The organism is Ehrlichia muris subsp. eauclairensis (genome assembly GCF_051097115.1).
GTDB classification, from domain to species: Bacteria; Pseudomonadota; Alphaproteobacteria; order Rickettsiales; family Anaplasmataceae; genus Ehrlichia; species Ehrlichia muris.
In genome coordinates this window covers 333650-357450 of the sequence record NZ_CP118226.1, presented here as the reverse complement: position 1 = coordinate 357450, position 23801 = coordinate 333650, and the positions used below count along the sequence as shown (strand labels likewise).

Genomic DNA, 23801 nt, shown 5'->3' with positions numbered 1-23801 from the left:
ATTTTGTACTAGAATGAACGTTTAAATATTTCAGTATTTTATGGTTAATGTCCTAATAACAGCCGGACCAACACAAGAATCAATCGATCCAATCAGATACATTACTAATAGTGCATCTGGAAAACAAGGATATGCAATTGCAGAGTACATGAATAAAATTGGTTGGACAGTAAATTTAGTATCTGGTCCAGTTACTATTCACAATCATAGCATACAAAATATATTCCATGTCAAAAATTGCAATGAAATGTTACAAACCTGCATAAAATTACTACCAGTAGATATTGCAATTTTTACAGCAGCAGTAACTGATTGGTGTCCTACATATTTTACTAGAAAAATAAAAAAACATGAAATTACAAATATTGGAATCACTAATAATCCAGATATTGTTCATTGTATAAGTACTTATAAAAAAAGACCAAAACTGGTAATTGGATTTTCATTAGAGTCAGAAAATGTCATAGAAAATGCAAAAATCAAACTAAAAAAAAAACAATGCGATTGGATTATCAGCAATACAACAATCATTAACAATGAACAAGTTATGGGAAATGACTATAACAAAATCACCATTATTACTAAAGATCACTATCAAGAATTTCCTATAATGTCTAAAAAAGATATAGGTCAATTAATTACAGAACAAATCATAAATTTTCTAGCTAATAAAAAATAAAAAAAGTTATCCTCAAACCCATCATCAAGTAGTTTCATAAGTCTGAAGTTACAGTACAATTAGATAAATCTAGAACATAAAAAAAGAACTTAGTAAAATTCAAAGCTTCAAAGTTCACATAATATCAGTAAAAATTAATACAACATTATGATGTATGAGTTAAGTAAACCAATAGAATCCAAAATTAAAAAAAACTTACACAATAACACATGAAATTTTTCATAATATAAATAAAAAATACAATTTATAGTACTACATATGCTATATATAAATATTGACTATTCAACGACTTATATATACAATTGTAATATTTATATGGATTACTCATTTATTGATTTTCTAGGCATTTGAAACATGTATAAACAATCTTGGGAGTTGTTAGGCAGTGGGCAGCATGCAGATTTTACTGTTGCATATATTAATGCAAGAATTATTGATCCAGAATCTAAGTTAGATATAAGAGGTTCACTACTTACCAGGGGAACTAAGATCATTGATTTTGGTCCTGATCTGTTTGCTAATGGCATACCAAGCACTGTAGGTGAAGTTATAGATTGTAATAATAATATATTGATGCCAGGTTTAGTCGATATCCATGTGCATTTCCGTGAGCCAGGACAAGAACATAAAGAAAATATCAACACAGGAAGCAAATCTGCCGCAGCTGGGGGCGTAACGACTGTAGTTTGTCAACCCAATACTATCCCTACTATTAGCAGCGTCATCGTTGCAAAATACATTAAAATGAGAGCTTTAGAAAGTGCTTATGTCAACATAGAATTTTATGGTTCTATAACAAAACCAGATAACTCATTATCTGACATGGCTTTACTAAAAGAAGCAGGGGCAGTTGGTTTTACTGATGACGGCATGCCAGTGATGAATTCTCTAATAATGCGACAAGCACTAATTTACTCAAGCATGCTAGATACCGTCATAGCTCAACATGCAGAAGACTTAAATATATCCAATAATGGATGCATTAACGAAGGAATAGTGTCATACGAACTAGGGTTGAAAGGTATACCTGATATTTCAGAATCCATAATAGTAAATCGCGATATTGCTTTAATGAAAAACATTAAAAATGTACATTACCACATTTTACATGTTTCATCTGAAGATTCTCTAAATATAATAAAACAAGCAAAAAGTCAAGGATTAAAGGTTACTTGTGAAGTAACTCCCCATCACTTAACTTTAACTGAAAAGGATATTATAACACATGGTAGTCTTGCAAAAATAAACCCTCCTTTACGAACTGAAAATGATCGTCTTAGTATGATAGAAGGATTAAAAAATGGCATAATAGACTGTATAGCAACAGATCATGCTCCACATGATATAAACTCTAAAGAACTACCATTAGATACAGCTGCTTTTGGCACAGTTGGACTTGAAACAATGCTTCCAATTTCTTTAGAACTATATCATAATGGTACTATGCCTTTAATAGATTTACTTGCAACACTGACATATAAACCAGCTGATATCATAAAAGTACCAAGAGGACGTATAAAAAAAGGTTATGCTGCAGACCTAATCATATGTGACTTAGATCACAGATGGGTAATTGATACATCAAAATTTGCAAGTAAATCAAAAAACTCTCCTTTCCATAACCGAAAGGTAAAAGGTAAAGTTTTAAGAACTATAGTATCTGGTAAAACTATTTATAGAGCAGAAATCATAACTTAAGTTACTACTTATTTAAATATTTATTACTTCTTGCATTAAATTACTGTTATTATTAATTTACATAAAACACTTAGCAGTACTACCTAATTTAAAAAAACTTATCAATTTAACTCAATTTGTATTTACATAGAATTACTTTATCAAACAAAGACTAAAGTATTATCTATTTTATTACATTTCATATCAAAACTAGTATCATCATTGATTCACACAAAGTGACAAACTTCCATAGAACATTTATATATATACCTTCAATATAAAAAAGATGCATTAAATCCAACACATCTATACAGAAATCTTTTCTACACTTATCAATAACAATCATACTTTATCATAAGTGATTATTAAATATGAGCAATAAAGTAATCAAAGACATGTAATACAATATCTTATCATTCCATGTTAGTTAAAATTAGAAAAAATTTCATAAAACTTCTTCTTTAGCACAACATCAAATTCTTCATAAGAAATATCAACTCCTAATTGCTCAAGAGAAGTAATACCATAATCTTTTATACCACATGGTACTATACCTGAATAATGAGAAAGATCTGTGTAAACATTTACAGATACTCCATGATAAGTTATCCATCTCCTTATTCTGATGCCAAATGCAGCAATTTTTTTTTCAGTACCATCATGAGTTACCCATACCCCTATCAAGTCAGGATTAAAATACGATTTTATTGAAAAATGATTTAAAGTTTCAACAATCCAATTGCCTAAAGTTTCAACATACAGTCTAACATTACACTTACTTCTAATTTTTAAATTCAGCATAATATAAGCAATCCTTTGCCCAGGACCATGATAAGTATATTTACCACCTCTATTTGTAGCATATATAGGGAATAAATGTTTAACCAGTAAATCCTCAATTTTAGCTCCAGTACCAGCAGTATACAATGGAGGATGTTCTAGCAACCATACTAACTCTTTTTGCAATCCATTAAAAATACCCTCTACCCTCTGCTGCATAAAGCAAACTGCTTCTTGATAATCTATTTGTGAAGACTCTACTTTCCATTCTATTAACTTGCATGACATAAATTCAATACACACCAAGAAAAATTTCTACAGTATTGTATCCTTAATAATAAAATATAATTACAGTATTATACAATTAAAACGCAAGCATAGATATAGTAAGTAGAATTAAAATTAAATTAACTGCAAAACTTAAATTAAACAAAATAAAAATGCCATTCTAGTGAAATCTTACATAAACTAGATATCATTGTATACATAATGACAAACTTACTACATACGAGTAAAAAACACATATAAATATAACCAAAACCTTGCATTACCATATGAGAAACTAGATAGCCTCATTGTGAAACATATGTAACAATTCCATTGACGTCACCAAATTTTCATTAAGCTGAAGTTGATTTAGCGCTATCAATTCCACAGCTTTAGGGTAGCAAATATGTTCCATCTTTAAGATTCTATTGGAAAGGTCTGTAACACTATCTGATGAAAAAACAGGAACTGCTGCCTGCATAATAATAGGTCCACCATCAACTTCTGGATATACATAATGTACAGTACACCCTGCTATCTTAACTCCAGCATTCAATGCTTGAGACTGTGCATTCAGACCCTTAAAAGATGGTAAAAGAGAAGGATGTATATTAATGACTTTATGGAACCACTGATTAATAAAGCTTTCAGGTACAATACTCATGAACCCTGCAAGGCATACTAAATCTACTTCATATTCCTTAAGTATACTATCAACAGCATCAAAGTCTAATGGACGTCCTTGAAGTACAAAAGTTTTAATATTACTTTTTTGCGCAATCAACAACCCATTTGCATTAGGGTTGTTAGAAATCACACAAGACACCTTTGCAGGAAAACCATCTCGTGCACAAGCATTAATTAATGCTTGCATATTAGAACCCCTTCCTGAAATCAAAATACCTAACTTAAGTGGTACCATATAATTAAGCTACCCATATATTAATCACGTATAAATAGTATTAAAATAAATAAAATCTTATCTAAACACTAAACTGACAACATCCTATAAAATTAACACAAGACTATAATTCAATGCACATTAACGGATATTATACCTACTACACAATATCTTAATGAGCTTCATAGTATTTTAATATTAACCTATTTAGTAATCTTATACCAAACCCAGTTGCACCTTTAGGACATATTTCATTACCCTCATTGTCCCATGCCATACCTGCAATATCTAGATGCGCCCAAGGAGTTTTATTTACAAATCTTTGTAGAAACTGCGCAGCAGTAATACTATCTGCACCATATCCTTTTGTTGAAATATTTTGCATATCAGCAACTGAAGAGTCTATAAGTTTATCATATGCATCATCCAAAGGTAATCTCCATAATTTCTCACCAGATTCATTACCAGCAACAATTAATTGATTTGCAATAGCATCATCATTTGAAAAAACCCCACCATATTGGTTATTCCCTAATGCTACAACTACTGCACCAGTCAAAGTTGCTAAATCTATCATTAATTTTGGGGCAAACATTTTTTGAGTATACCATAAAGCATCAGCTAAAACTAATCTACCTTCTGCATCAGTATTTAATACCTCGATAGTCTGTCCAGACATTGAAGTCACAATATCACTTGGCCTCTGTGCATTTCCTCCTATAGCATTTTCAACTAATCCTACTACCCCTATAGCATTAACCTTTGCCTTTCTTGCTGCAAGAGTGCGCATAATACCTACAACAGAAGCAGAACCAGCCATATCATACTTCATATCCCACATACCTTTAGAAGGCTTTAAAGATATCCCACCAGTATCAAAAGTCACTCCTTTTCCAACAAATGCTATAGGACTGTCTGTTTCTTTCCCTCCATTCCATCTCATCACTACAAGTCTAGACTTCTTAGCACTACCTTGACCGACACCTAGAAGTGCCATCATCTGATTTGATTTCATGTAATCTTCATCAAATATTTCAACTTTAATATCTACTTTACTCAACTCTTCATATATCATCTGAGCATAAATTTCTGGGTAAAGAACATTAGGAGGCTCTGATACAAAAGAACGAGCTAAAAACACCGATTCACCTTCAGCTTTTAAAATATCAAACAAAGAGGCTGTTTTTTGAGAATTACTCTTTGAAAAGAATTCTAACTTACGCACATAAGTTGCATGATCATCTTTTTTTTGCACAAAATATTTATCAAATTTAAAACTACGTAAAAATGCCCCATAAGCAATATTAGCTATAATATCACTATCATTACTGTTGATAATTGAAGCTTCTGATATTTTCATTTTATTAAGTTCAGAATATATGATACCACCAATTTTTAAAGATTTGTTTTCATCAAATTCTTCAGCTTTACCTAACCCTACTACTATTACTATAGGATACCCTTTACCTAATCCAACAATCGGTAATATTTCTGCAAATTTACCATTAAAAGATTTATAACCTTCTACCACTTTCATGATTTCTTGACTATGATCAGCTAAAGCATTGTAGTCTTCTAAGTGATTACTACCTTCAAAAATACCTACAACTATTGCTGTTGTTTTTAAGAACAAAGACACTCCTGGCATCAAATTTGAAAACGAGATATCTATCATATGATCATCCTAAATTGGCATTTATCAATATATGCCTCACTCTAACTCTTTTCACAAATTTTTCAAGTAAAATCTTAACATGATACCAATATAATAATTAATTGGTTAATTTTTATAGACCTACATTACATCTTATAGGTACAGCATAACTTCTATCTATAAAAAAGCATTATTTCCATATGAGGTATGAAACATCATGTTATACAAATTCAACACAAAACTATAAGTTCACAACACTGAATAGAACATATCCTATTAATTTATCGTTATAAATAATCATATAAAAGTTTTTTAACAATTACAAATAATTAGCATTTATAATATTGCTGCAACAAGAAATTATTAGGATAACATGATAGTTGTAAAGTAAACTTAACTTAAATTATGATCAAATATTAATCTTGTTGATGACTAAAAGTATTTAAATTATGGTAATAAGATGAACTATTTCGCAAAATTATTATTATGTTTATTCACAAGTATAACATGTACACATAGTGCAATGGCAACTGATCCAACCCTTATTAACTGTCAAAAAACTCCTGAAGTCTATGACCTCAGCAATAAACCAAGTAAATTTTCACTATCAAATAATTTACGACATAAGATGAGTAGTCCATTATCAGCCGATGGAGAATTGATATATATTGTTGGCAAAATCACTGACACAAATTGCATACCTATAGCAAATGTTAATGTATTTATCTGGCACACTAATGCACACGGAATATATCAAGACAGCCAAGATTATGATCATAAATCAGAGCTTATTCCAGAGAAGTTAGATATGTATGATTACCAATTTATCGGATCAGGAAAATCAGTAACTGATAACTTAGGAAACTACAATTTTATAACCATTATCCCAGGTACCAATAACGAAAATAAAGTTCCTCGTGTACACTTCATGTTGCAGAAGTCAGAATCTCCTGATTTTAATACAACAATGTTTTTTCCAGAATATGATAATTCAGTAGATAACCAATTTAAAAATATAGATCCTAGCTTACAAGATTTATTAGTAGGACGGTATACTAAAAATACGCTCGGAATAAAAACTTACTACTTTAATCTTACAATTGAGAATAAAAATCCATACAAGTCTTATAGATAAAACACTTTAATTACATATCACATACATACCCAACACCCCATTCAGGGGTGTTGCTCGTATATATTATATTAATAGACTACACAGATAATACTTCCCAATTCATTACAGTTACAGCCTATAAACTTAACACGCAGTCATAAGAAATACAGGCACATTACATTTTTATAAACAGATTAACTTAAGAATTCACTTGCTTAATAAATTCTCAACCACTTGCAAAAACAGCAATACTTAATATTACATAAAAAACTGTATACTAGAAATCAATTTCTAAATGCTTATTACTGATATAACTACACACAAGCTAACAACATTTTACAAATTACCTGTTATTTATAAAAAATAAATTCAATACCACATCAAAAAATAAAAAACCTTATAGCGAACATTTATTCATTGTTCATTATCTATAGCTTGTTAATAGCTAAATCATCATTTAACAAAACCACTTCAAGTCTATCTCCTTCATTAATTTGATTCGCAAGAATTAATTTCGCTAAATTATTTTGTATCCTTTGTTGTATTAATCTCTTTAAAGGCCTAGCTCCGTATAAAGGATCATAACCATTATCCATTAACCACAATTTTGCTTCTGAAGACAAACTAATCTTTAACTTCTTTTGATCAATAATTTTTTGCAATAGTGAAAATTGTATATCTATAATCTTCTCTATATGTTCCTTAGCTAATCTATGAAATACAATAATTTCATCTAGCCTATTCAAAAATTCTGGACGAAAATGATGTTGTAGTACATTAGTTATAGATTTTTTTACTGATTCCTTATCCACATCCTCTTTATTATTAATTAATATTTCCTGTCCTAAGTTTGATGTTAGAACCAATATTGTATTACGAAAATCAACTAACTTTCCATAATTATCGGTCAATCGTCCTTCATCTAACACCTGCAATAAAATATTAAAAATATCCCCATGTGCTTTTTCTATCTCATCAAAAAGTATTACTTGATAAGGTCTCCTTCTAACAGCCTCAGTTAACCTACCTCCTTGATCATATCCTACATACCCTGGAGGAGCACCTATTAACCGGGATACAGCATGTTTTTCCATAAATTCTGACATATCAAATCTTAAAAGGGCAGACCTATCACAAAATAAAAATTCAGCCAATGTCTTAACCAACTCCGTTTTTCCTACTCCAGTAGGTCCAAGAAACAAAAAAGATCCTAATGGTTTATTAGCATCTTGTACTCCTGCACGTGATCTTCTAACAGCATCACTTATTGCTTTAACAGCACTTTCTTGCCCAATAACCGCTTTCCCTATTTCTTCTTCCATACGCAGTAATTTTTCCTTCTCATTACTCATCATGTTTTCAATAGGAATGCCTGTCCATCGCGATACAATACTTGCTATATCACTTTCAGTAACTTCTCTCTTTAACATGTTACTACTAGGCTTTTCACATTTTGCTAGTTCTTTTTCAAGTTCCGGAATAATTCCATACATTAATTCACCAGCTCTATCTAAATTACCAAACCTCTGAGCTTTTTCTAAATCATTTCTCGCGTTATCTAATTTTTCTGCACATTCTTGCATCTTAGATATTTTCACTTTTTCGGCTTGCCACTTACTATTTAATTCTGTTGCTTGAATACTTAATTTATCTAATTCTTTATTCAATTGCACTAAGCGCTGTTTTGAAGATTCAGTATTTTCCTTCTCTAAAACTCCAGCCTCAATTTTCAACTGAATAATTTTTCTATCTAATTCATCAATTATCTCAGGTTTGCTATCAATTTCTATTCTTACACGACTCGCTGCTTCATCAATCAAATCTATAGCCTTATCTGGCAAGAATCTATCTGTAATATAACGATTTGACAAAGTTGAGGCTGCAATAATTGCACTATCCATAATTCTAATACCGTGATGTACCTCATATTTTTCTTTTAGCCCACGTAAAATAGATATAGTGTCATTAACAGTAGACTCAGAAATAAACACAGGCTGAAACCTTCTAGCCAACGCTGCATCTTTTTCTATATGCTGCCTATATTCATCTAATGTAGTTGCTCCTATACAATGTATTTCACCTCTTGCTAAAGCTGGTTTTAACAGATTTGATGCATCCATTGCTCCATCTGTAGCACCCGCCCCAACTAATGTATGCAATTCATCAATAAACAATATAATAGTACCATTAGATGCTATTATTTCATTAATTACAGATTTTAACCTCTCCTCAAATTCCCCTCTATACTTAGTACCAGCAACAAGCATTCCAAGATCTAACGCCATTATTTTTGTATGTCTTAAACCAACAGGAACATCACCTACCACAACACGCTGTGCTAAACCCTCAATAATTGCTGTTTTACCAACCCCAGGTTCTCCAATTAACACAGGATTATTCTTTGTTCTGCGTGATAAAACTTGCATTGTACGTCTAATTTCTTCATCTCTTCCAATCACTGGATCAAGTTTTCCAGCCATAGCAGATTCAGTAATATCTTTAGCGTATTTTTTTAGAGCATTGAACTTCTGTTCAGAATTAACAGTATCAGCTTTGGATCCATTACGCATATTAGATATGAGCGATTCTAATTTAACAGGTGTGACTCCATGCGCAAGTAGTATTTTGTAAACATTAGTATCTTTGACTATCGCAAGAGCTTGTAATAACCTCTCAACAGTTACATAAATATCCTGATTCCTTTTTGCAAGACTAACAGCTTCCTCTAGAACTTGAGCCATTTCTTTTGATAAATGTATATGACCACTGCCACTCCCACTTATAACAGGTAATTTACTTAGAGAGAGTTTTACATCATTATATATTTTATCAATATCACAGTCACATGAAGTTAGCAATAACTCAACAAGCTCATCTTTATCATCTAACATTACTTTAAGTAAATGCTCTGGCAATAAAAACTGATGCCCTGACGCAATCGCTGCAGTTTGTGCTTGCACTATTAGATTCTTCGATATATCAGTAAATTTATTGAGATCCATAACTAGCCTGACATAAATTATCTAATTTAACATATAAACATTGTTTACAAAAATTAAAGATATACTTAATTAATTTTATTTCTAAAAGATATCTTTATTAATAATTATACACTAATACACACAGTATAAACCTTATTAGTAGACTTATCTTTTTAATGTAAATAATCGCTTAATGTATAGTTGATAAGAACAATGCAGCAAATAATTTTTATATAATTCTTATAACAATATAATTATAAATTATACATACTAACCATAATAAAAAACCAATCAAACTTCTTAATGAAGCAATAACCTGAACACCAGGTGTTATACTTTCCATTGTTTTACTTGCCAACTCAATTGATACTGCTTATTATCTGAACATCACAAAACAATAGGGTACTGTATGGAAAAACAATTAGCAGGTAAAGTAGCAATAATTACAGGTGCCTCTGGAAGTGTGGGATCAGCTATTGCGAAAAGATTTGCTAAAGAAGGAGCTTGCCTTATTTTAGTAGCTAAAAATATTAACAAACTAAATGCTGTATATGATTCTATAAAAGAGTCGGGAGGTGATGCAATGTTAGCATCAGTTGACCTACAGGATTGTGATACAATAAAAGATTTTGCAATGTCCATAGACAGCAAGTTTAAAAGCATAGATATATTAATATTAAACGCAGCTGTAGTAGGAGATCTTAGTCCTACACAAGACTACGAGTATGATACATGGAAAAGGGTAATGGATATAAATTTTATAGCTAATTGGCATTTAATAAAATATTTTGACCCACTACTAAAACTTTCTCCAGCTGGTAGGGTAGTTGCTGTGACTTCTGAGGTTACACAATCACCATCCAGATATCCATACTGGAGTCCATATGCGTCCAGTAAATCTGCACTAGAAACAATGCTGAGAATATATGCTACAGAAACAAAGCATAGTAAATTATGTGTCAATATGGTATATCCGTCCCTAATGTATAATGATATATATGCTCAAGCCCTACCAATAAAAGAAACTGCACAATTAGCACTCCCAGAAAATTTTACTGATAAATTCATCGAATTATCATCTAACCAATGTAATGTAACAGGACAAATTTATAAACTAGGACCAGAAGATGAGTGTTAGTATTTTTATCTTCCAAAATTATATATGTAGTACACTTCTTGACAATTTTAGGATAAGTATTTACCTCGACAAGCCAAGTTTAAAGATACAACATAAAATTAAAAATCTATAATTGCAATTTACTTTATAATAACCAAGACAGGTCAACCAAAACCAATGCATTTACATAATACAAGCTGCTTTTAGCTTACAGGTGCGAGCATAGAAAATTCACAACTAAAATTACCCTATTTTTTAATGATGTTCATTTATCAATACATAAATTTACAAAAACAATTACTATTGATTATCTATTCACCAGCAATGAATTAAAAAATAGAAATGCATTACAATTTTATAATATAACGTAAAACAAGGACATAAACACAATTATAAGATAACAAATTTAATTAATTAAGCCAAAACAAATAGTGCTCATAACTTTATATAAATCACTACATTTACTATAGCAGATTTTTTACTACCACATAACTAGGTATATGAAGAAATGTAAAAAGAATGAGAGGGGTAAAAGTCTAAAAAACTTTCCCCTCACTAGTATATGAAAGATTACCTTAGAAACCTCCCATACCTCCCATGCCTCCCATTCCTCCAGCACCAGCATTAGTATCATCTTTAGATGGTACATCCACTACAATAGCATTTAGAGTCATAAATACTGCTGCAAGGGACACAGCAAAATCAAATGCTATACGAACTACCTTAAGTGGATCAATAACCCCAGAAGTAAAAGCATTTGCAAAATTCATTGTATCAACATTAAAAATAAGCTGCTTATCATTTTGTTTTAACAAATGAGCAATAACACATGGTGCATTCTCTGATCCAGAGTTTTTAATGATACGTTTAATAGGAGCCTGTAAAGCACGCTTTACAATATTAATACCTAATTGTTCATCATCGTTTCTACTTTTCAAATTTTCAAGAACTGACAATGTATATAACAACGCAGCACCACCTCCTGGCACAACACCTTCTTCAACAGCAGCTCTAGTTGCATGCAAAGCATCTTCAACACGGTCTTTACGTTCTTTAACTTCAACTTCACTAGATCCACCAACCTTTAAGACAGCAACACCACCTGATAGCTTAGCCAAACGTTCTCTTAACTTTTCTTTATCATAATCTGAAGTAGAAGCTTCAATTTGCATTTTAATTTGATTAATTCTACTTTGTACATTAGTAGAACTATTATCTACACTGCCAATAATAGTAGTAGTATCTTTTGTAATACGTATATTTTTAGCAGTACCTAATTCAGCTAAAGTTAAATCTTCCATCTTTATTGCAAGATCATCACTTATTACATGCTTAGCTCCAGTTAAAATAGCAATATCACCTAACATATCTTTTCTTCTATCCCCAAATCCTGGTGCTTTAACTGCTGCTACATGTAACCCCCCACGTAATTTATTCAAAACAAGAGTACTAAGCGCTTCTCCTTCTACATCCTCTGCAATAATTAAAAGAGGTCTTCCTGATCTAGCCACATTTTCTAAAATTGGTAATATAGGCTGTATTATATTAAGCTTTTTCTCTGTTAGTAAGATATAAGGATTTTCAAATTCCACCAACATCTTCTCTGAGTTGGTTACAAAATAAGGAGAAAGGTAACCACGATCAAACTGCATACCATCAGTTTTTTCAACATCCAATTCTTTGAATCCCTTACTTTCTTCAACTGTAATAACTCCATCTTTACCAACTTCTTGAACACATTGAGCAATTTTACTACCTATGTTTTTATCTCCATTAGCTGAAATAGTAGCAACTTGAGCAATCTCCTCTTCAGACAATACTTCACGCTTCATAGACATTAATGCTTCTAGCACAGCTTCTTTAGCTTTTAATACACCTTCTTTAATACATACAATATCTGCTCCAGCAGCTTTAGCTTTAGATACTTCTTCTATAACTTTTGCAGTTAAAATAGAACATGTAGTTGTTCCATCACCAACTTTATCATTACATTGAGAAGCACTCTGAGTAATTATATTAGCAATAGCAAGAGCCAATGGATCCTCTGGCTTTATACTCTTAATAACTTTATATCCATCTTTCGTAATCTCTGGAGCCCCATAAGATTTACTAATAGCTACAGTAAGTCCTTTAGGTCCAGCAGTACACCCTACAGCATCTTCTAAAATACGAACAACTTCTCTAATCGATTTATCGAGTTGTTCACCAGTCACAACTACATTTGCCATGTTATTCAATCTCCGTTTAATAAAAAATTAACTAAAACTACTTATACTTAGGCTATTACAAAAAAAATACATGTATAGCATGATTTAAAAATTGATGTAATAACTATACTTCCTTCGCAATTATATCACTTTCTTTCATGACTATATATTTTTTATCATAGGATTCAATTTCATTACCAGCCCACTGGCGATAAAGAACTACATCACCTACCTTAATAGCCAGAGGAATAATGTTACCATTATTATTGTACAGACCTGGGCCAACAGCTACAACTTTCCCTTTAGTAGGTTTTTTCTTTGCTGAATCAGGAAGCTGTATAGGAGAACTACTATTATTATCCTCCAAAGCCTCAATCAACACATTATCATGCAACATACTTAGATTCATACACTACCTCTGTAAAAATAAATTATCAGTAGCATTTAAATACTACTAGCTAAGATTATATATAATATCAAGAAATCTAATTTCAAGTATCAACCAATAATTTTATAATTATATATTACACAAATTTTTACAAGATTAGAACCTTATACAATCATAGCAAAATTCATTATATCAATTTTGCAACATTTTGTATAACACATAAAAAATTAATTGACTTGATACTTAAAACACCATGATATTTAAATAGTTAATTCTTTAAATAAGTTCATGAACATTAAGGATGAACCTAAAAAACAACAAGCTGGACATAGAAAAAGATTAAGGCAAAAATTACTATCTGGAGGGAACAAAGGGCTATTAGATTACGAAATTCTAGAATTAATATTATGCTCTGCACACCCAAGAAAAGATGTAAAACCTATCGCCAAAAGACTAATTAAACATTTTGGTACTTTCGCAAAAGTCTTTTTCGCTGACTTTAACAAATTAAAAGAAGTATCTGATATAGGAGAAGTTTCAGCATCAGCAATTTTTTGTATTAGAGAAGCACTCGATAGAATTTTGCGTGAGAATATTGATAATGGGATAATTATAAACCAATGGCAAAAATTGATAGAATATCTTAGAATAAAGATAGGTAATGGCAGTATAGAAAACTTTCACATATTATATTTAAATACAAAATATAAACTTCTTGCAGATGAAACTCAGGATGTAGGCACTGTTAACCAAACTCCGCTCTATATAAGAGAAGTAATAAAGAAATCTTTATTGCTAGAAGCTACATCTATTATAATTGCTCACAACCATCCAAGTGGAGATGCTAAGCCTTCTAAAGCAGATATTGAAATTACCAATCAACTTGTTAGAGCATGTACTGACGTAGGAATAACACTAATAGACCACATAATCGTTACATCCAACACCCACTACAGCTTTAAAACTCACAACCTACTGTAATAATTTATACATTTAAAATACAAAAATTCACCATCAGTGAATTTTCTTAACAATCTTTTAATTCAAGAATACAATACACCTTGAGTTAGGTTATCACCCTTTTCAATGCCATTCCCACAAATATTGAATTATCAGATAAAAACACTTCTAAAAAGATACTCAATTTAAATCAATAGATGTATGAATGTTTATGATATATCTATCAATTCTACAAGCCATTTATCACAACTCATTATAGTATACAACATAGAGAACAATAACTTAAAATAATGCAAACCACAGGCACAATACAACTTAACAACATTAGAGCTTATAAGATTCTCCCTACATTACTTTACAATTCACAAAAATATCTCATAGCATTAGAAAAAATCTCTCACATTTCTAGTTAAGTAGAAAACACATACATTAATTCCACAAAATTCACTAAGCTTATATTATGCAGTACCTAAACACGGAGAAAATACCTTTAAACAATACAAATTGTAAATCTAACAAAACTTAACAACATTAAAATTTACATATTTTTTTCACATTACTTCACAATTTGCAAAAATATCTTACAGCATTGCAAAAAATTTTCATACCATCTCCATAAGTAGGATAAGCAATATTAGATCTTAAACATTGTTCTTTCACCTGAGTCCAATTATCCTGCTGCGTAAAAAATATCACTCTCTCTGGATGTGGCATCATAGCCAGCACTCTCCCACTATTATCAGAAAGTGCAGCAATATCAGCAACCGAACCATTGGGATTACAAGGAAATTCTTGATTTGCATAATTACCCGTACTTGTAACATACCTTAATGCGATATTCTTCTCAATAGAGGAAATTACAGAATCACTTTCCACAAAAAACCTCCCTTCTCCATGTGCAACTGGAATATATAGTTCACTCAAGCTTTCCAACCATGGCGAATTACTTGACGGATTTACTTTTACTTTTACCCATCTACACTGATATTGTTGAATAGAATTGCTTAAAAGGGTAATACATGAGAAATCCGATATCAATCTCATCAGTATTTGACACCCATTACATATACCCATTACTAACTTATCACTAGCTAGAAATTCTGATATTTCCTCTCTCAAATTATTAAAAATTCTCAATGCAAATGCATTTCCAGCACCAGTATCATCCCCATAGGAAAAACCTCCAGGAATCACAAGTATATTATAATCTCTTAATAATTTAGGATGTGATATTATTTCATTAATATGCACTATTTTTCCTTGTACATTACACGACAATAATTCCCCAGCCTTAACAAAAGCAAACAGGGTTTCTTCCTCACAATTTAACCCATATCCAGATAATACAATTACTTTCATTTCTTTATAAAAATATACAAACCACTAACTTAACATAAAAAGTAAACACTTAAACTTCATTTATTATAAATGATATCAACAATCCTATAAACATCAGATATAACAATAATATTCATCAATCACATTGATATAAAATTTATTTAAATTGATCTACCATTATATAATCAATCCATATTAATCTACTAAAACAATATATAACAAACTTATACAAACAAATATATCTTATACTGCTTTAGATGAATCAATACATCTGAACATAAGTTAAGACAACCCAAAACAATGCTTCAAACATAGATGACATCACACTATTACATCAACAAAAAACTTATTTACTCAGTATACATTAAGTATAAGACAGGAAAATACAAGCCAATAATACTACTATGTAGTGAAAAGACCCTGACACTATCTTTCATTACTTTATTTATAACTAATAGTGTAACTTTGTTGACAATTTTAACAAAATCACTACCATTAACTTTAGTTGTTCAACATATTATCACACTGCTTGTATGAATCATTATGATGTAGTAGTTATAGGAGGAGGTCATGCAGGATGTGAAGCAGCTGCAGCTGCAGCTCGCATTGGTGCAAAGACTTTGTTAATTACACATTCCATATCAACAATTGGAGAAATGTCATGTAACCCAGCTATTGGAGGAATCGCAAAAGGCACTGTAGTTAGAGAAGTCGATGCCTTGGATGGTTTGATGGGAACAGTAATAGATAAGGCTAGCATCAATTCCAGTATATTAAATAGAAGCAAAGGACCAGCAGTATGGGGACCAAGAGCACAAGCAGATAGAAAAATATACAAAGACACTATGCAGGATATCGTACTAGACTATCCAAATTTAACAGTGTTAGAAGCATCAGTGGAAGATTTTTTAGTCACAGAAAAAAATGGACAATCGAGTGTTGAAGCTGTTATTACATCTGATCAACAAACAATATATACAAAAAAACTAATATTAACTACTGGTACATTTTTACAAGGAACTATCCACATAGGAAGTTATGCTACTCCAGCAGGTAGATTTGGAGAACAACCTTCTATTGGCTTAGCAAAAACATTGGAAAAATACTATTTTAAATTAGGTCGTTTACGTACTGGTACACCACCAAGACTTGATATAAATAGTATAAATTTTTCAGGATTACTAGAACAAAAAGGGGATATTAATCCATCACCTTTTTCTTATATGTCGCAATCAATAGATCTACCACAAATTTCATGCTATTTAACTGCAACTAATACTAAAACCCATGAAGTAATAAAAAATAACTTACATAGGGCAGCAGTAAGTAATTTATTAAGAGACATAAAAGCTCCTAGATACTGTCCTTCAATAGAAGAAAAAGTAAGAAGATTTTCAGAACGCAATAGCCATCAAGTATTTTTAGAGCCAGAAGGCTTAAATTCTGAGATTATCTATCCTAACGGGATAACTACTTCATCTCCACTCGATGTACAATATGAAATGCTAAAGACCATACCAGGATTAGAACAAGTCAACATAATCAGAAGTGGTTATAGTGTTGAGTATAATTTCATTGATCCGAGAGAATTATACCATACTCTTGAGACAAAAAAAATAAGTGGGTTATACTTTGCAGGACAAATAAATGGTACTACTGGATATGAGGAAGCAGCTGGACAAGGAATCATAGCTGGGATTAATGCAGCATTATCTCTTAACTCAAAATATGAGCCTTTTATATTAAAAAGGAGTGATGCATATATTGGTGTGATGATAGACGATTTAGTTACATTAGGAACATCTGAACCATACAGACTTTTCACATCCAGAGCAGAATATAGATTAAGGTTACGTTCTGATAATGCGGATTTACGTTTAACAGAATTGGGTTACAAAATATCAGTAGTATCATCTAAAAGACACTCTGTTTTAAAAAACAAAAAACAGGAAATAGAAACTTTAACAAATATTTTAAAAAATATTGTAACAACCCCTACACAGCTTGCTAGACATAGTATATCAATATCTCAAGATGGAGTAAGAAGGAGCATTTTCGATCTTCTAAGTCATCCAAACATAAATATAGGAATTATATCAAAAATGTGCAATGTAATAAAAGAATTTAATAAAGATATTGCAGAACAAGTAGAAATAGAAGCAAAATACTCGCCTTATTTCAGAAGACAAGATGCGGATATAAAAGCCTTTATAGAAGAAGAAAACACACATATTCCAAGCAATATAGATTTTTCACAGATTTATGGATTATCGAAAGAAATTCAAGAAAAATTAGAATATGTAAAACCACCTTCTATTGGCTCTGCAAGACGTATACCTGGAGTAACTCCAGCAGCAATTACTAATATTCTTATTTATTTACGCTGTTATAAAAGTAAAAAGATTTCATGAGTAATTTACTTAAACATTAAATAAAACTACAAATAACAACACGTCAGATCCGTGTAATATTTCCATTGTTAACTATCATTAATATAATTAAACACTTTTATGTATCATAATATAAAAGCGCCGCCCAAAAAGGACTTTACATACAACAAACAAGCAGACATTCATGATTCAATGAACATTTTATTTTTACTAAAAAAGATATGATATATCAGGTAACAGACATTTTGATGTACAATAAAAAAACAATCTCATTTTCCAGGATAGTACCATTAATATATAATACTATCTAGTACAATGATTACAGACCCCATAACAAAAGATTCCATGTGAATTACCTAATACCCCCTTTTGCCAAAGCACTATAGTAATACCAGTAGCCATAAAAATTGCTTCAGACCTTATCATTTCTCCTATAGAATAAATTCTATTTATATCTGGATAAAATAATTACACATGTTCCTTCCATAGAAAAAACTTTATAAATTTACACAAAGTCCTATGTTGCTTATTAAAAATAATCTACTTCTTATACTCCAGGTACAGTATTATTAACATACATAATACTAGCTGATTTAATGATTATAGACTCCACAACAAAAGATCCATGTGAATACCTAATACCTTGAACCAAAGCACTATCAGTAATACCAGTGGCTACAAAAATTGCTTCAGACTTTATCATTTCTTCTATAGAATAAATTTTATTTATATCTTTAATTCCAAATTTTTCTGCTCTTGCCTTCAAATGCTCTGTATCAAAAATCAATTTACCTTCCATGTATCCACCCATTGATGATAAAGCAGCAGCTGCAAGTACACCTTCTGGAGCTCCTCCAATTCCAACATACAAATCATGAACACCTTTCATCAGTGATACTACAGCTGAAACATCTCCATCATCTATAAGTTTTATACGAGCTCCACATTCTCTAATGCTCTTAATTAATTCCAAATGCCTTTCTCTATATAAAACAGTTACAACTAATTCATTTACTTTACACTTTTTCACTTCAGCCAAATTATACAAATTTGTTTTTATATCATATTTTAGAGATACTACATCTCTAGGTACATTAGGACCTACAGCAATCTTTTCCATGTAAACATCAGGAGCATTTAAAAACCCACCTTTCTTTGCTATTGCAAGAACAGACATAGCCCCATTTTTATAATGAGCACACATAGTAGTACCTTCAAGTGGATCAAGAGCAACATCAACATCAATTCCACCATAACCTACTTTTTCTCCAATATATAGCATAGGAGCATTATCCCTCTCTCCTTCTCCAATAACAACAGTCCCATTAATTTCCAATAAATTCAATGACTTTCGCATAGCATCAACAGCAACACGATCTGCTTCTTTTTCATCACCTATACCAAGATACTTATAAGACGCTAAAGCTGCAGCTTCAGTAACTGACAATAACTTAAATCCTAAATCTTGCATTATTAAAATCCATATAGCTATAATAAAGATACATCATAATACTATAAACATACTTATAGCAAACTATCATACTATTTTTATACCACAATTAATATCAATACATAACCAAATAAACTGCTAACAGATCAATAAGTAAGCAAGTATTAAAAAAATTAATTGAACAAAAAACACTTTAAAAATATACAAAAGTTTTCACATGATTACTTTCAAGAGCTAATTACCAATTAAAATGAATTTTGCATTGCCAAATCCATATAACAGAATAATATATACTAGGTTTAGTAGTATTAAGAACATCCAATATACCATAGGTACATGTGACAATAAGAAAAACACTATTGATTGCCCTATTATGCTTTGGTTGCACACAAAAACCAGCCCCTTATTTCTTAAGAGGAGAAGAATTTCATGGCAGAAAAGAATTAGACGACATCAATGAATATCAACTAATAAAGTATGATACTAAAAAAGATGAAAATATAGAATCACATCCAACCCAAGACGCCCATAAAGTAAATAAAAAAATAAAAGCTATTGATAAAGGCTGCAATTTTACTATGCCTATAGAAGGTATAATAACATCAAAATTTTCCATAAATAATCAAGATAAGAATTGTCAAGAGGGAATTAATATAAAATCTAATGGAATTCAACAAGTTAAAGCATCATCTGCTGGAAAAATACTATACGTAGGTAAAGGATCAAAGTGGTATGGCAATATGATAATAATAGAGCACAATAAAAACACAACAACTACATATTCTTATCTAGATAGTATAGATGTAAAAATAGGTGATAAAGTAACACAAGGTCAAGTTATAGGACATATCAAAAGTACGAACTCTCAAAAAAACAAATCATACCTATGTTTTGCTATGCGCAAACGTGGAAAAGCAGTAAACCCACTATTATATATAAATTGTAAATAATTTAAGAAAAGCTCGCAGTAGTCAATAATTTTTTACTAAAACATGTTATCATAAGTCAAATAATAATATATTGTAGCCACATAAAGTATCCACCAACCATTACTCAACAATTGGGAAGCCAATTTAGAAACACATCATGTATATTAAAATAATTGACTAAATAATTTTTCACTATCAATTAATATTAAAACGTTAAGCCATTACTTCTTTTAAAGCATTATACGAAAAATACATTATTACATCAGAGCCAATACACACAAATTGCAATTAAATAAAATTAGAACAAGTAAGAAAAAATAAAGATATTTGCTATAAATTTTTCATGTTCATCATAAAATTAAGGCTATAGATGTCAGAATATATACCAGAAAAAAGAGCAATAAAAATATTATTTGCATATTGGAATCAGCTACGTAACAACAGAGCATTTCCTCAGATAGAAGAAATTGAACAAGAAGAAATCAGAGACATTTGGCCTAACTGTTTTATTATTGAAGTAAAAAATGATACAGACAATCAAAAGTACAACTGCATTTATATTGGAGAAAGAGCTATGGAGCTGTATCAGTCAAATATTAAAGTCTATGCTGAATCACAAAATATTAAGCTTTTTTTTCCACAAGTTATAGAAAATTTATTTGATTATTTAGAATCAATTATGGAAAACCAAAAACCGATCATAGATGAATCAGAAACTGAAAGTGCTGATGGAAATTACATAAAAATAAGACAATGTCTACTACCTATTGGTAAAAATAATGAAGTAACACACATAATAGGAGTAATAGGAGGAAAAATATACTAAAATGATCGTTATATAAAAACTCATAATCAATACCGTAGATCATCAAAATATTTAAAAAATTAGTTGACTGTTTTACTAAAATTGAATAGCATACCCTAACCTAATGAGAACAAAGTGTTTATAGATTTCTTCAGTTATAGGCAGGTACTTTATGAGATTTTTTCTGCATGATATCTCAAAAATAAGTGTATCATTCTTTGGGATAGCCATAGGTACACTTGGTATTGCTAACAAGACAGTTAAAAAGTGTTTATCTACATACTTAAGAAACAATGGTTTTGTCACTCAAGATGAATTTAACGCTTTAAATAATTCTGTCAAAGAGATAGAATCAAAACAAAATAAAATTGAAGAACAGTTATCGCAAAAATGAGTACATGCACTTCAGTAAGAAACAATTGGCAATTAGATGAAATATTAGAACTCTTTAATACTCCATTTAATGATTTGATATTACAGTCTAATTTAATACATAGGCAATTTTTTAACAATAACGAAGTACAAGTTGCTGCTCTACTAAGTATTAAGACCGGTGGTTGCCCAGAAAATTGCAGATATTGCTCACAAAGTGCACATTATAAGACAGGTTTACAAAAAGAATCTTTACTTGATATTGAAACCATAAAAAAAGCTATACAAACAGCTAAAAATAATGGAGCAGATAGGTTTTGCTTTGCAGCAGCATGGCGCCAATTAAGAGACAGAGATATAGAATACATTTGCAATATTATCGAGCTAATAAAAAGTGAAAAACTAGAGAGTTGTGCTTCTCTAGGTATGGTAACTTTAGACCAAGCAAAAAAGTTAAAAGATGCAGGCTTAGATTTTTATAATCATAACATTGATACATCACGTGATTTTTATCCTAATGTAACTACTACACGTCATTACGATGATAGGTTAACTAGCTTAAATAATATACATGAAGCAGGAATCAACATATGCTCTGGTGGTATTTTAGGTCTTGGTGAAAATGTTGAAGACAGAGCAAAAATGTTATTAACTTTAGCAAATTTAAAGGAACATCCACGTTCTGTCCCTATTAATAGATTAGTTACAATAAAAGGAACACCTCTTGAAAGTAACCCTAAAATAGACAACATAGATTTTATAAGAGTTATAGCTGTAGCACGCATTTTAATGCCGAAATCATATATACGTCTTGCTGCAGGACGAGGAGACATGTCAGAAGAAATGCAAGTATTATGTTTATTTGCAGGAGCAAATTCTATATTTTGTGGAGAGAAATTATTAACCACTCCTAACTCTGATTGTAATAATGATAAAAATCTTTTATCCAAGCTTGGAGTAAGGACAAAAGCCCCTGTACTTTTCAATTCATAAAATTAACCATTTATTTAATATAACTAAATGTGTTGGGTTACAGAAAAACTAATCCTTTATGTAAAATGACTTATAACCCGCTAACCAAACTGCAACAACAATCAAACTATTACCAAAACTTCAAATCTGCATCCTTTTAATTCACAAAATTAATCATTTACTTAATATCATTAGAAATTATAATAACTTGTCAGGTAAAAGAGTAGTTGCTGTATTATAGAATACAGAGGAAAGTCCGGACTCCAAGGGAAAATGGTGACAGGTAATCCCTGTCGGAGGTGACTCCAGGTAAGGGCTACAGAAAATAACCGCCTTGTTTTAAGGTAAGGGTGAAAAGGAGTGGTAAGAGCACACCGTACTTATGGCAACATATAGTAGCTAGGCAACCACCACCAGGAGCAAGACTAAGAGGAGGTATTGTGCTTTCCCTCACAATTACCCAGGTAAGTCGCGTGAGGTAGATAGTGATATTTATCCCAGATGAATAACTACATAAACAGAATCCGGCTTATTTTTACCTGGCAAAATATTATTTACTATAAGCTAATTTAATAAAATCAAATGTATTAAAATTATGTTTTTAGTTTATGACAAAATAATTGGAATCACTACACATCTATTTTATATTCAATACTCATACACTGTAAAATCAATATTCATTTCAGACTGATAACTGCAAACAGAATTCAACTTCCCTAGTAAATATCAAAAACGCTCTCTACCATATCGCTATACAAATTAAATACATTAAGACTATATCCTTTTCTGTATCAAACATTTATACATTGTAAAATCATAA

General features: G+C 30.9%; 19 protein-coding genes and 1 other RNA gene. 11 read left to right on the top strand and 9 right to left on the bottom strand.

The features are described 5' to 3' along the window. Positions 1 to 40 precede the first annotated feature (40 nt). Positions 41 to 679, top strand: a complete 639-nt coding sequence (locus tag PVA18_RS01455) for a phosphopantothenoylcysteine decarboxylase domain-containing protein (RefSeq protein ID WP_045804794.1) — start codon at positions 41 to 43, stop codon at positions 677 to 679. Positions 680 to 1033: 354 nt separating this feature from the next. Further along, positions 1034 to 2377 carry a dihydroorotase gene (locus PVA18_RS01450; protein WP_045804795.1) on the top strand — a complete coding sequence of 448 codons (1344 nt, stop codon included), beginning with the start codon at positions 1034 to 1036 and terminating at the stop codon, positions 2375 to 2377. A 402-nt stretch (positions 2378 to 2779) separates the two neighbouring features. On the opposite strand, the gene lipB is transcribed toward PVA18_RS01450, so the two are convergent. The 3 genes from lipB to PVA18_RS01435 form a co-directional block, all read right to left on the bottom strand. Continuing rightward, positions 2780 to 3424 (bottom strand): lipoyl(octanoyl) transferase LipB, encoded by a 645-nt coding sequence (gene lipB / locus PVA18_RS01445; protein WP_045804796.1) that lies wholly within the window; start codon positions 3422 to 3424, stop codon positions 2780 to 2782. Positions 3425 to 3698: 274 nt separating this feature from the next. Then, positions 3699 to 4325 (bottom strand): phosphoribosylglycinamide formyltransferase, encoded by a 627-nt coding sequence (purN, locus tag PVA18_RS01440; RefSeq protein ID WP_045804797.1) that lies wholly within the window; start codon positions 4323 to 4325, stop codon positions 3699 to 3701. A gap of 151 nt (positions 4326 to 4476) precedes the next feature. Then, a complete protein-coding gene (locus PVA18_RS01435) occupies positions 4477 to 5979 on the bottom strand; it encodes a leucyl aminopeptidase (protein ID WP_045804798.1) in 1503 nt (500 codons plus the stop codon). Between the two features lie 439 nt (positions 5980 to 6418). Here PVA18_RS01435 and PVA18_RS01430 point away from each other — a divergent pair, with 439 nt between their 5' ends. Continuing rightward, entirely contained in the window at positions 6419 to 7093 is a 675-nt protein-coding gene (locus PVA18_RS01430) for a dioxygenase (RefSeq protein ID WP_045804799.1), read from the top strand. A 407-nt stretch (positions 7094 to 7500) separates the two neighbouring features. On the opposite strand, the gene clpB is transcribed toward PVA18_RS01430, so the two are convergent. Beyond that, entirely contained in the window at positions 7501 to 10074 is a 2574-nt protein-coding gene (clpB, locus tag PVA18_RS01425) for an ATP-dependent chaperone ClpB (RefSeq protein ID WP_045804800.1), read from the bottom strand. A gap of 388 nt (positions 10075 to 10462) precedes the next feature. On the opposite strand from clpB, the gene PVA18_RS01420 reads away from it, so the two are divergent. After that, on the top strand, positions 10463 to 11191 hold the full coding sequence (locus PVA18_RS01420) for an SDR family NAD(P)-dependent oxidoreductase (protein ID WP_045804801.1): 729 nt from the start codon (positions 10463 to 10465) through the stop codon (positions 11189 to 11191). Positions 11192 to 11745: 554 nt separating this feature from the next. On the opposite strand, the gene groL is transcribed toward PVA18_RS01420, so the two are convergent. Both groL and PVA18_RS01410 read right to left on the bottom strand, forming a co-directional pair. After that, complete coding sequence (groL, locus tag PVA18_RS01415; RefSeq protein WP_045804802.1) at positions 11746 to 13398, bottom strand: chaperonin GroEL; 1653 nt, start codon at positions 13396 to 13398, stop codon at positions 11746 to 11748. 103 nt (positions 13399 to 13501) lie between these two features. Then, on the bottom strand, positions 13502 to 13786 hold the full coding sequence (locus PVA18_RS01410) for a co-chaperone GroES (protein ID WP_045804803.1): 285 nt from the start codon (positions 13784 to 13786) through the stop codon (positions 13502 to 13504). 267 nt (positions 13787 to 14053) lie between these two features. Between PVA18_RS01410 and radC the strand changes: the two genes are divergently transcribed. Next, complete coding sequence (gene radC / locus PVA18_RS01405) at positions 14054 to 14746, top strand: RadC family protein (RefSeq protein ID WP_045804804.1); 693 nt, start codon at positions 14054 to 14056, stop codon at positions 14744 to 14746. 540 nt (positions 14747 to 15286) lie between these two features. Here radC and PVA18_RS01400 read toward each other — a convergent pair. Then, complete coding sequence (locus tag PVA18_RS01400; protein ID WP_045804805.1) at positions 15287 to 16084, bottom strand: phosphoribosylformylglycinamidine synthase subunit PurQ; 798 nt, start codon at positions 16082 to 16084, stop codon at positions 15287 to 15289. Between the two features lie 512 nt (positions 16085 to 16596). On the opposite strand from PVA18_RS01400, the gene mnmG reads away from it, so the two are divergent. Beyond that, positions 16597 to 18474: a tRNA uridine-5-carboxymethylaminomethyl(34) synthesis enzyme MnmG gene (gene mnmG / locus PVA18_RS01395; RefSeq protein WP_045804806.1), complete on the top strand. Its 1878-nt coding sequence runs from the start codon at positions 16597 to 16599 to the stop codon at positions 18472 to 18474. A gap of 282 nt (positions 18475 to 18756) precedes the next feature. On the opposite strand, the gene PVA18_RS01390 is transcribed toward mnmG, so the two are convergent. Further along, complete coding sequence (locus PVA18_RS01390) at positions 18757 to 18879, bottom strand: hypothetical protein (RefSeq protein ID WP_257639925.1); 123 nt, start codon at positions 18877 to 18879, stop codon at positions 18757 to 18759. Between the two features lie 121 nt (positions 18880 to 19000). Further along, entirely contained in the window at positions 19001 to 19924 is a 924-nt protein-coding gene (gene glpX, locus PVA18_RS01385) for a class II fructose-bisphosphatase (protein WP_045804807.1), read from the bottom strand. 317 nt (positions 19925 to 20241) lie between these two features. Here glpX and PVA18_RS01380 point away from each other — a divergent pair, with 317 nt between their 5' ends. The 5 genes from PVA18_RS01380 (at position 20242) to rnpB (ending at position 23528) form a co-directional block, all read left to right on the top strand. Further along, the gene (locus PVA18_RS01380) at positions 20242 to 20853 is read left to right on the top strand and encodes a murein hydrolase activator EnvC family protein (protein WP_045804808.1); all 612 of its coding nucleotides are present in this window, start codon (positions 20242 to 20244) and stop codon (positions 20851 to 20853) included. Between the two features lie 349 nt (positions 20854 to 21202). Continuing rightward, the gene (locus PVA18_RS01375) at positions 21203 to 21658 is read left to right on the top strand and encodes a PAS domain-containing protein (RefSeq protein ID WP_045804809.1); all 456 of its coding nucleotides are present in this window, start codon (positions 21203 to 21205) and stop codon (positions 21656 to 21658) included. Positions 21659 to 21809: 151 nt separating this feature from the next. Continuing rightward, positions 21810 to 22031, top strand: a complete 222-nt coding sequence (locus PVA18_RS01370) for a hypothetical protein (protein ID WP_045804810.1) — start codon at positions 21810 to 21812, stop codon at positions 22029 to 22031. After that, positions 22028 to 23002: a biotin synthase BioB gene (bioB, locus tag PVA18_RS01365; RefSeq protein ID WP_045804811.1), complete on the top strand. Its 975-nt coding sequence runs from the start codon at positions 22028 to 22030 to the stop codon at positions 23000 to 23002. The genes PVA18_RS01370 and bioB overlap by 4 nt, the downstream gene beginning before the upstream one ends. Before the next feature lie 190 nt (positions 23003 to 23192). Beyond that, positions 23193 to 23528, top strand: an RNA gene (gene rnpB / locus PVA18_RS01360) — RNase P RNA component class A. Positions 23529 to 23801 lie beyond the last annotated feature (273 nt).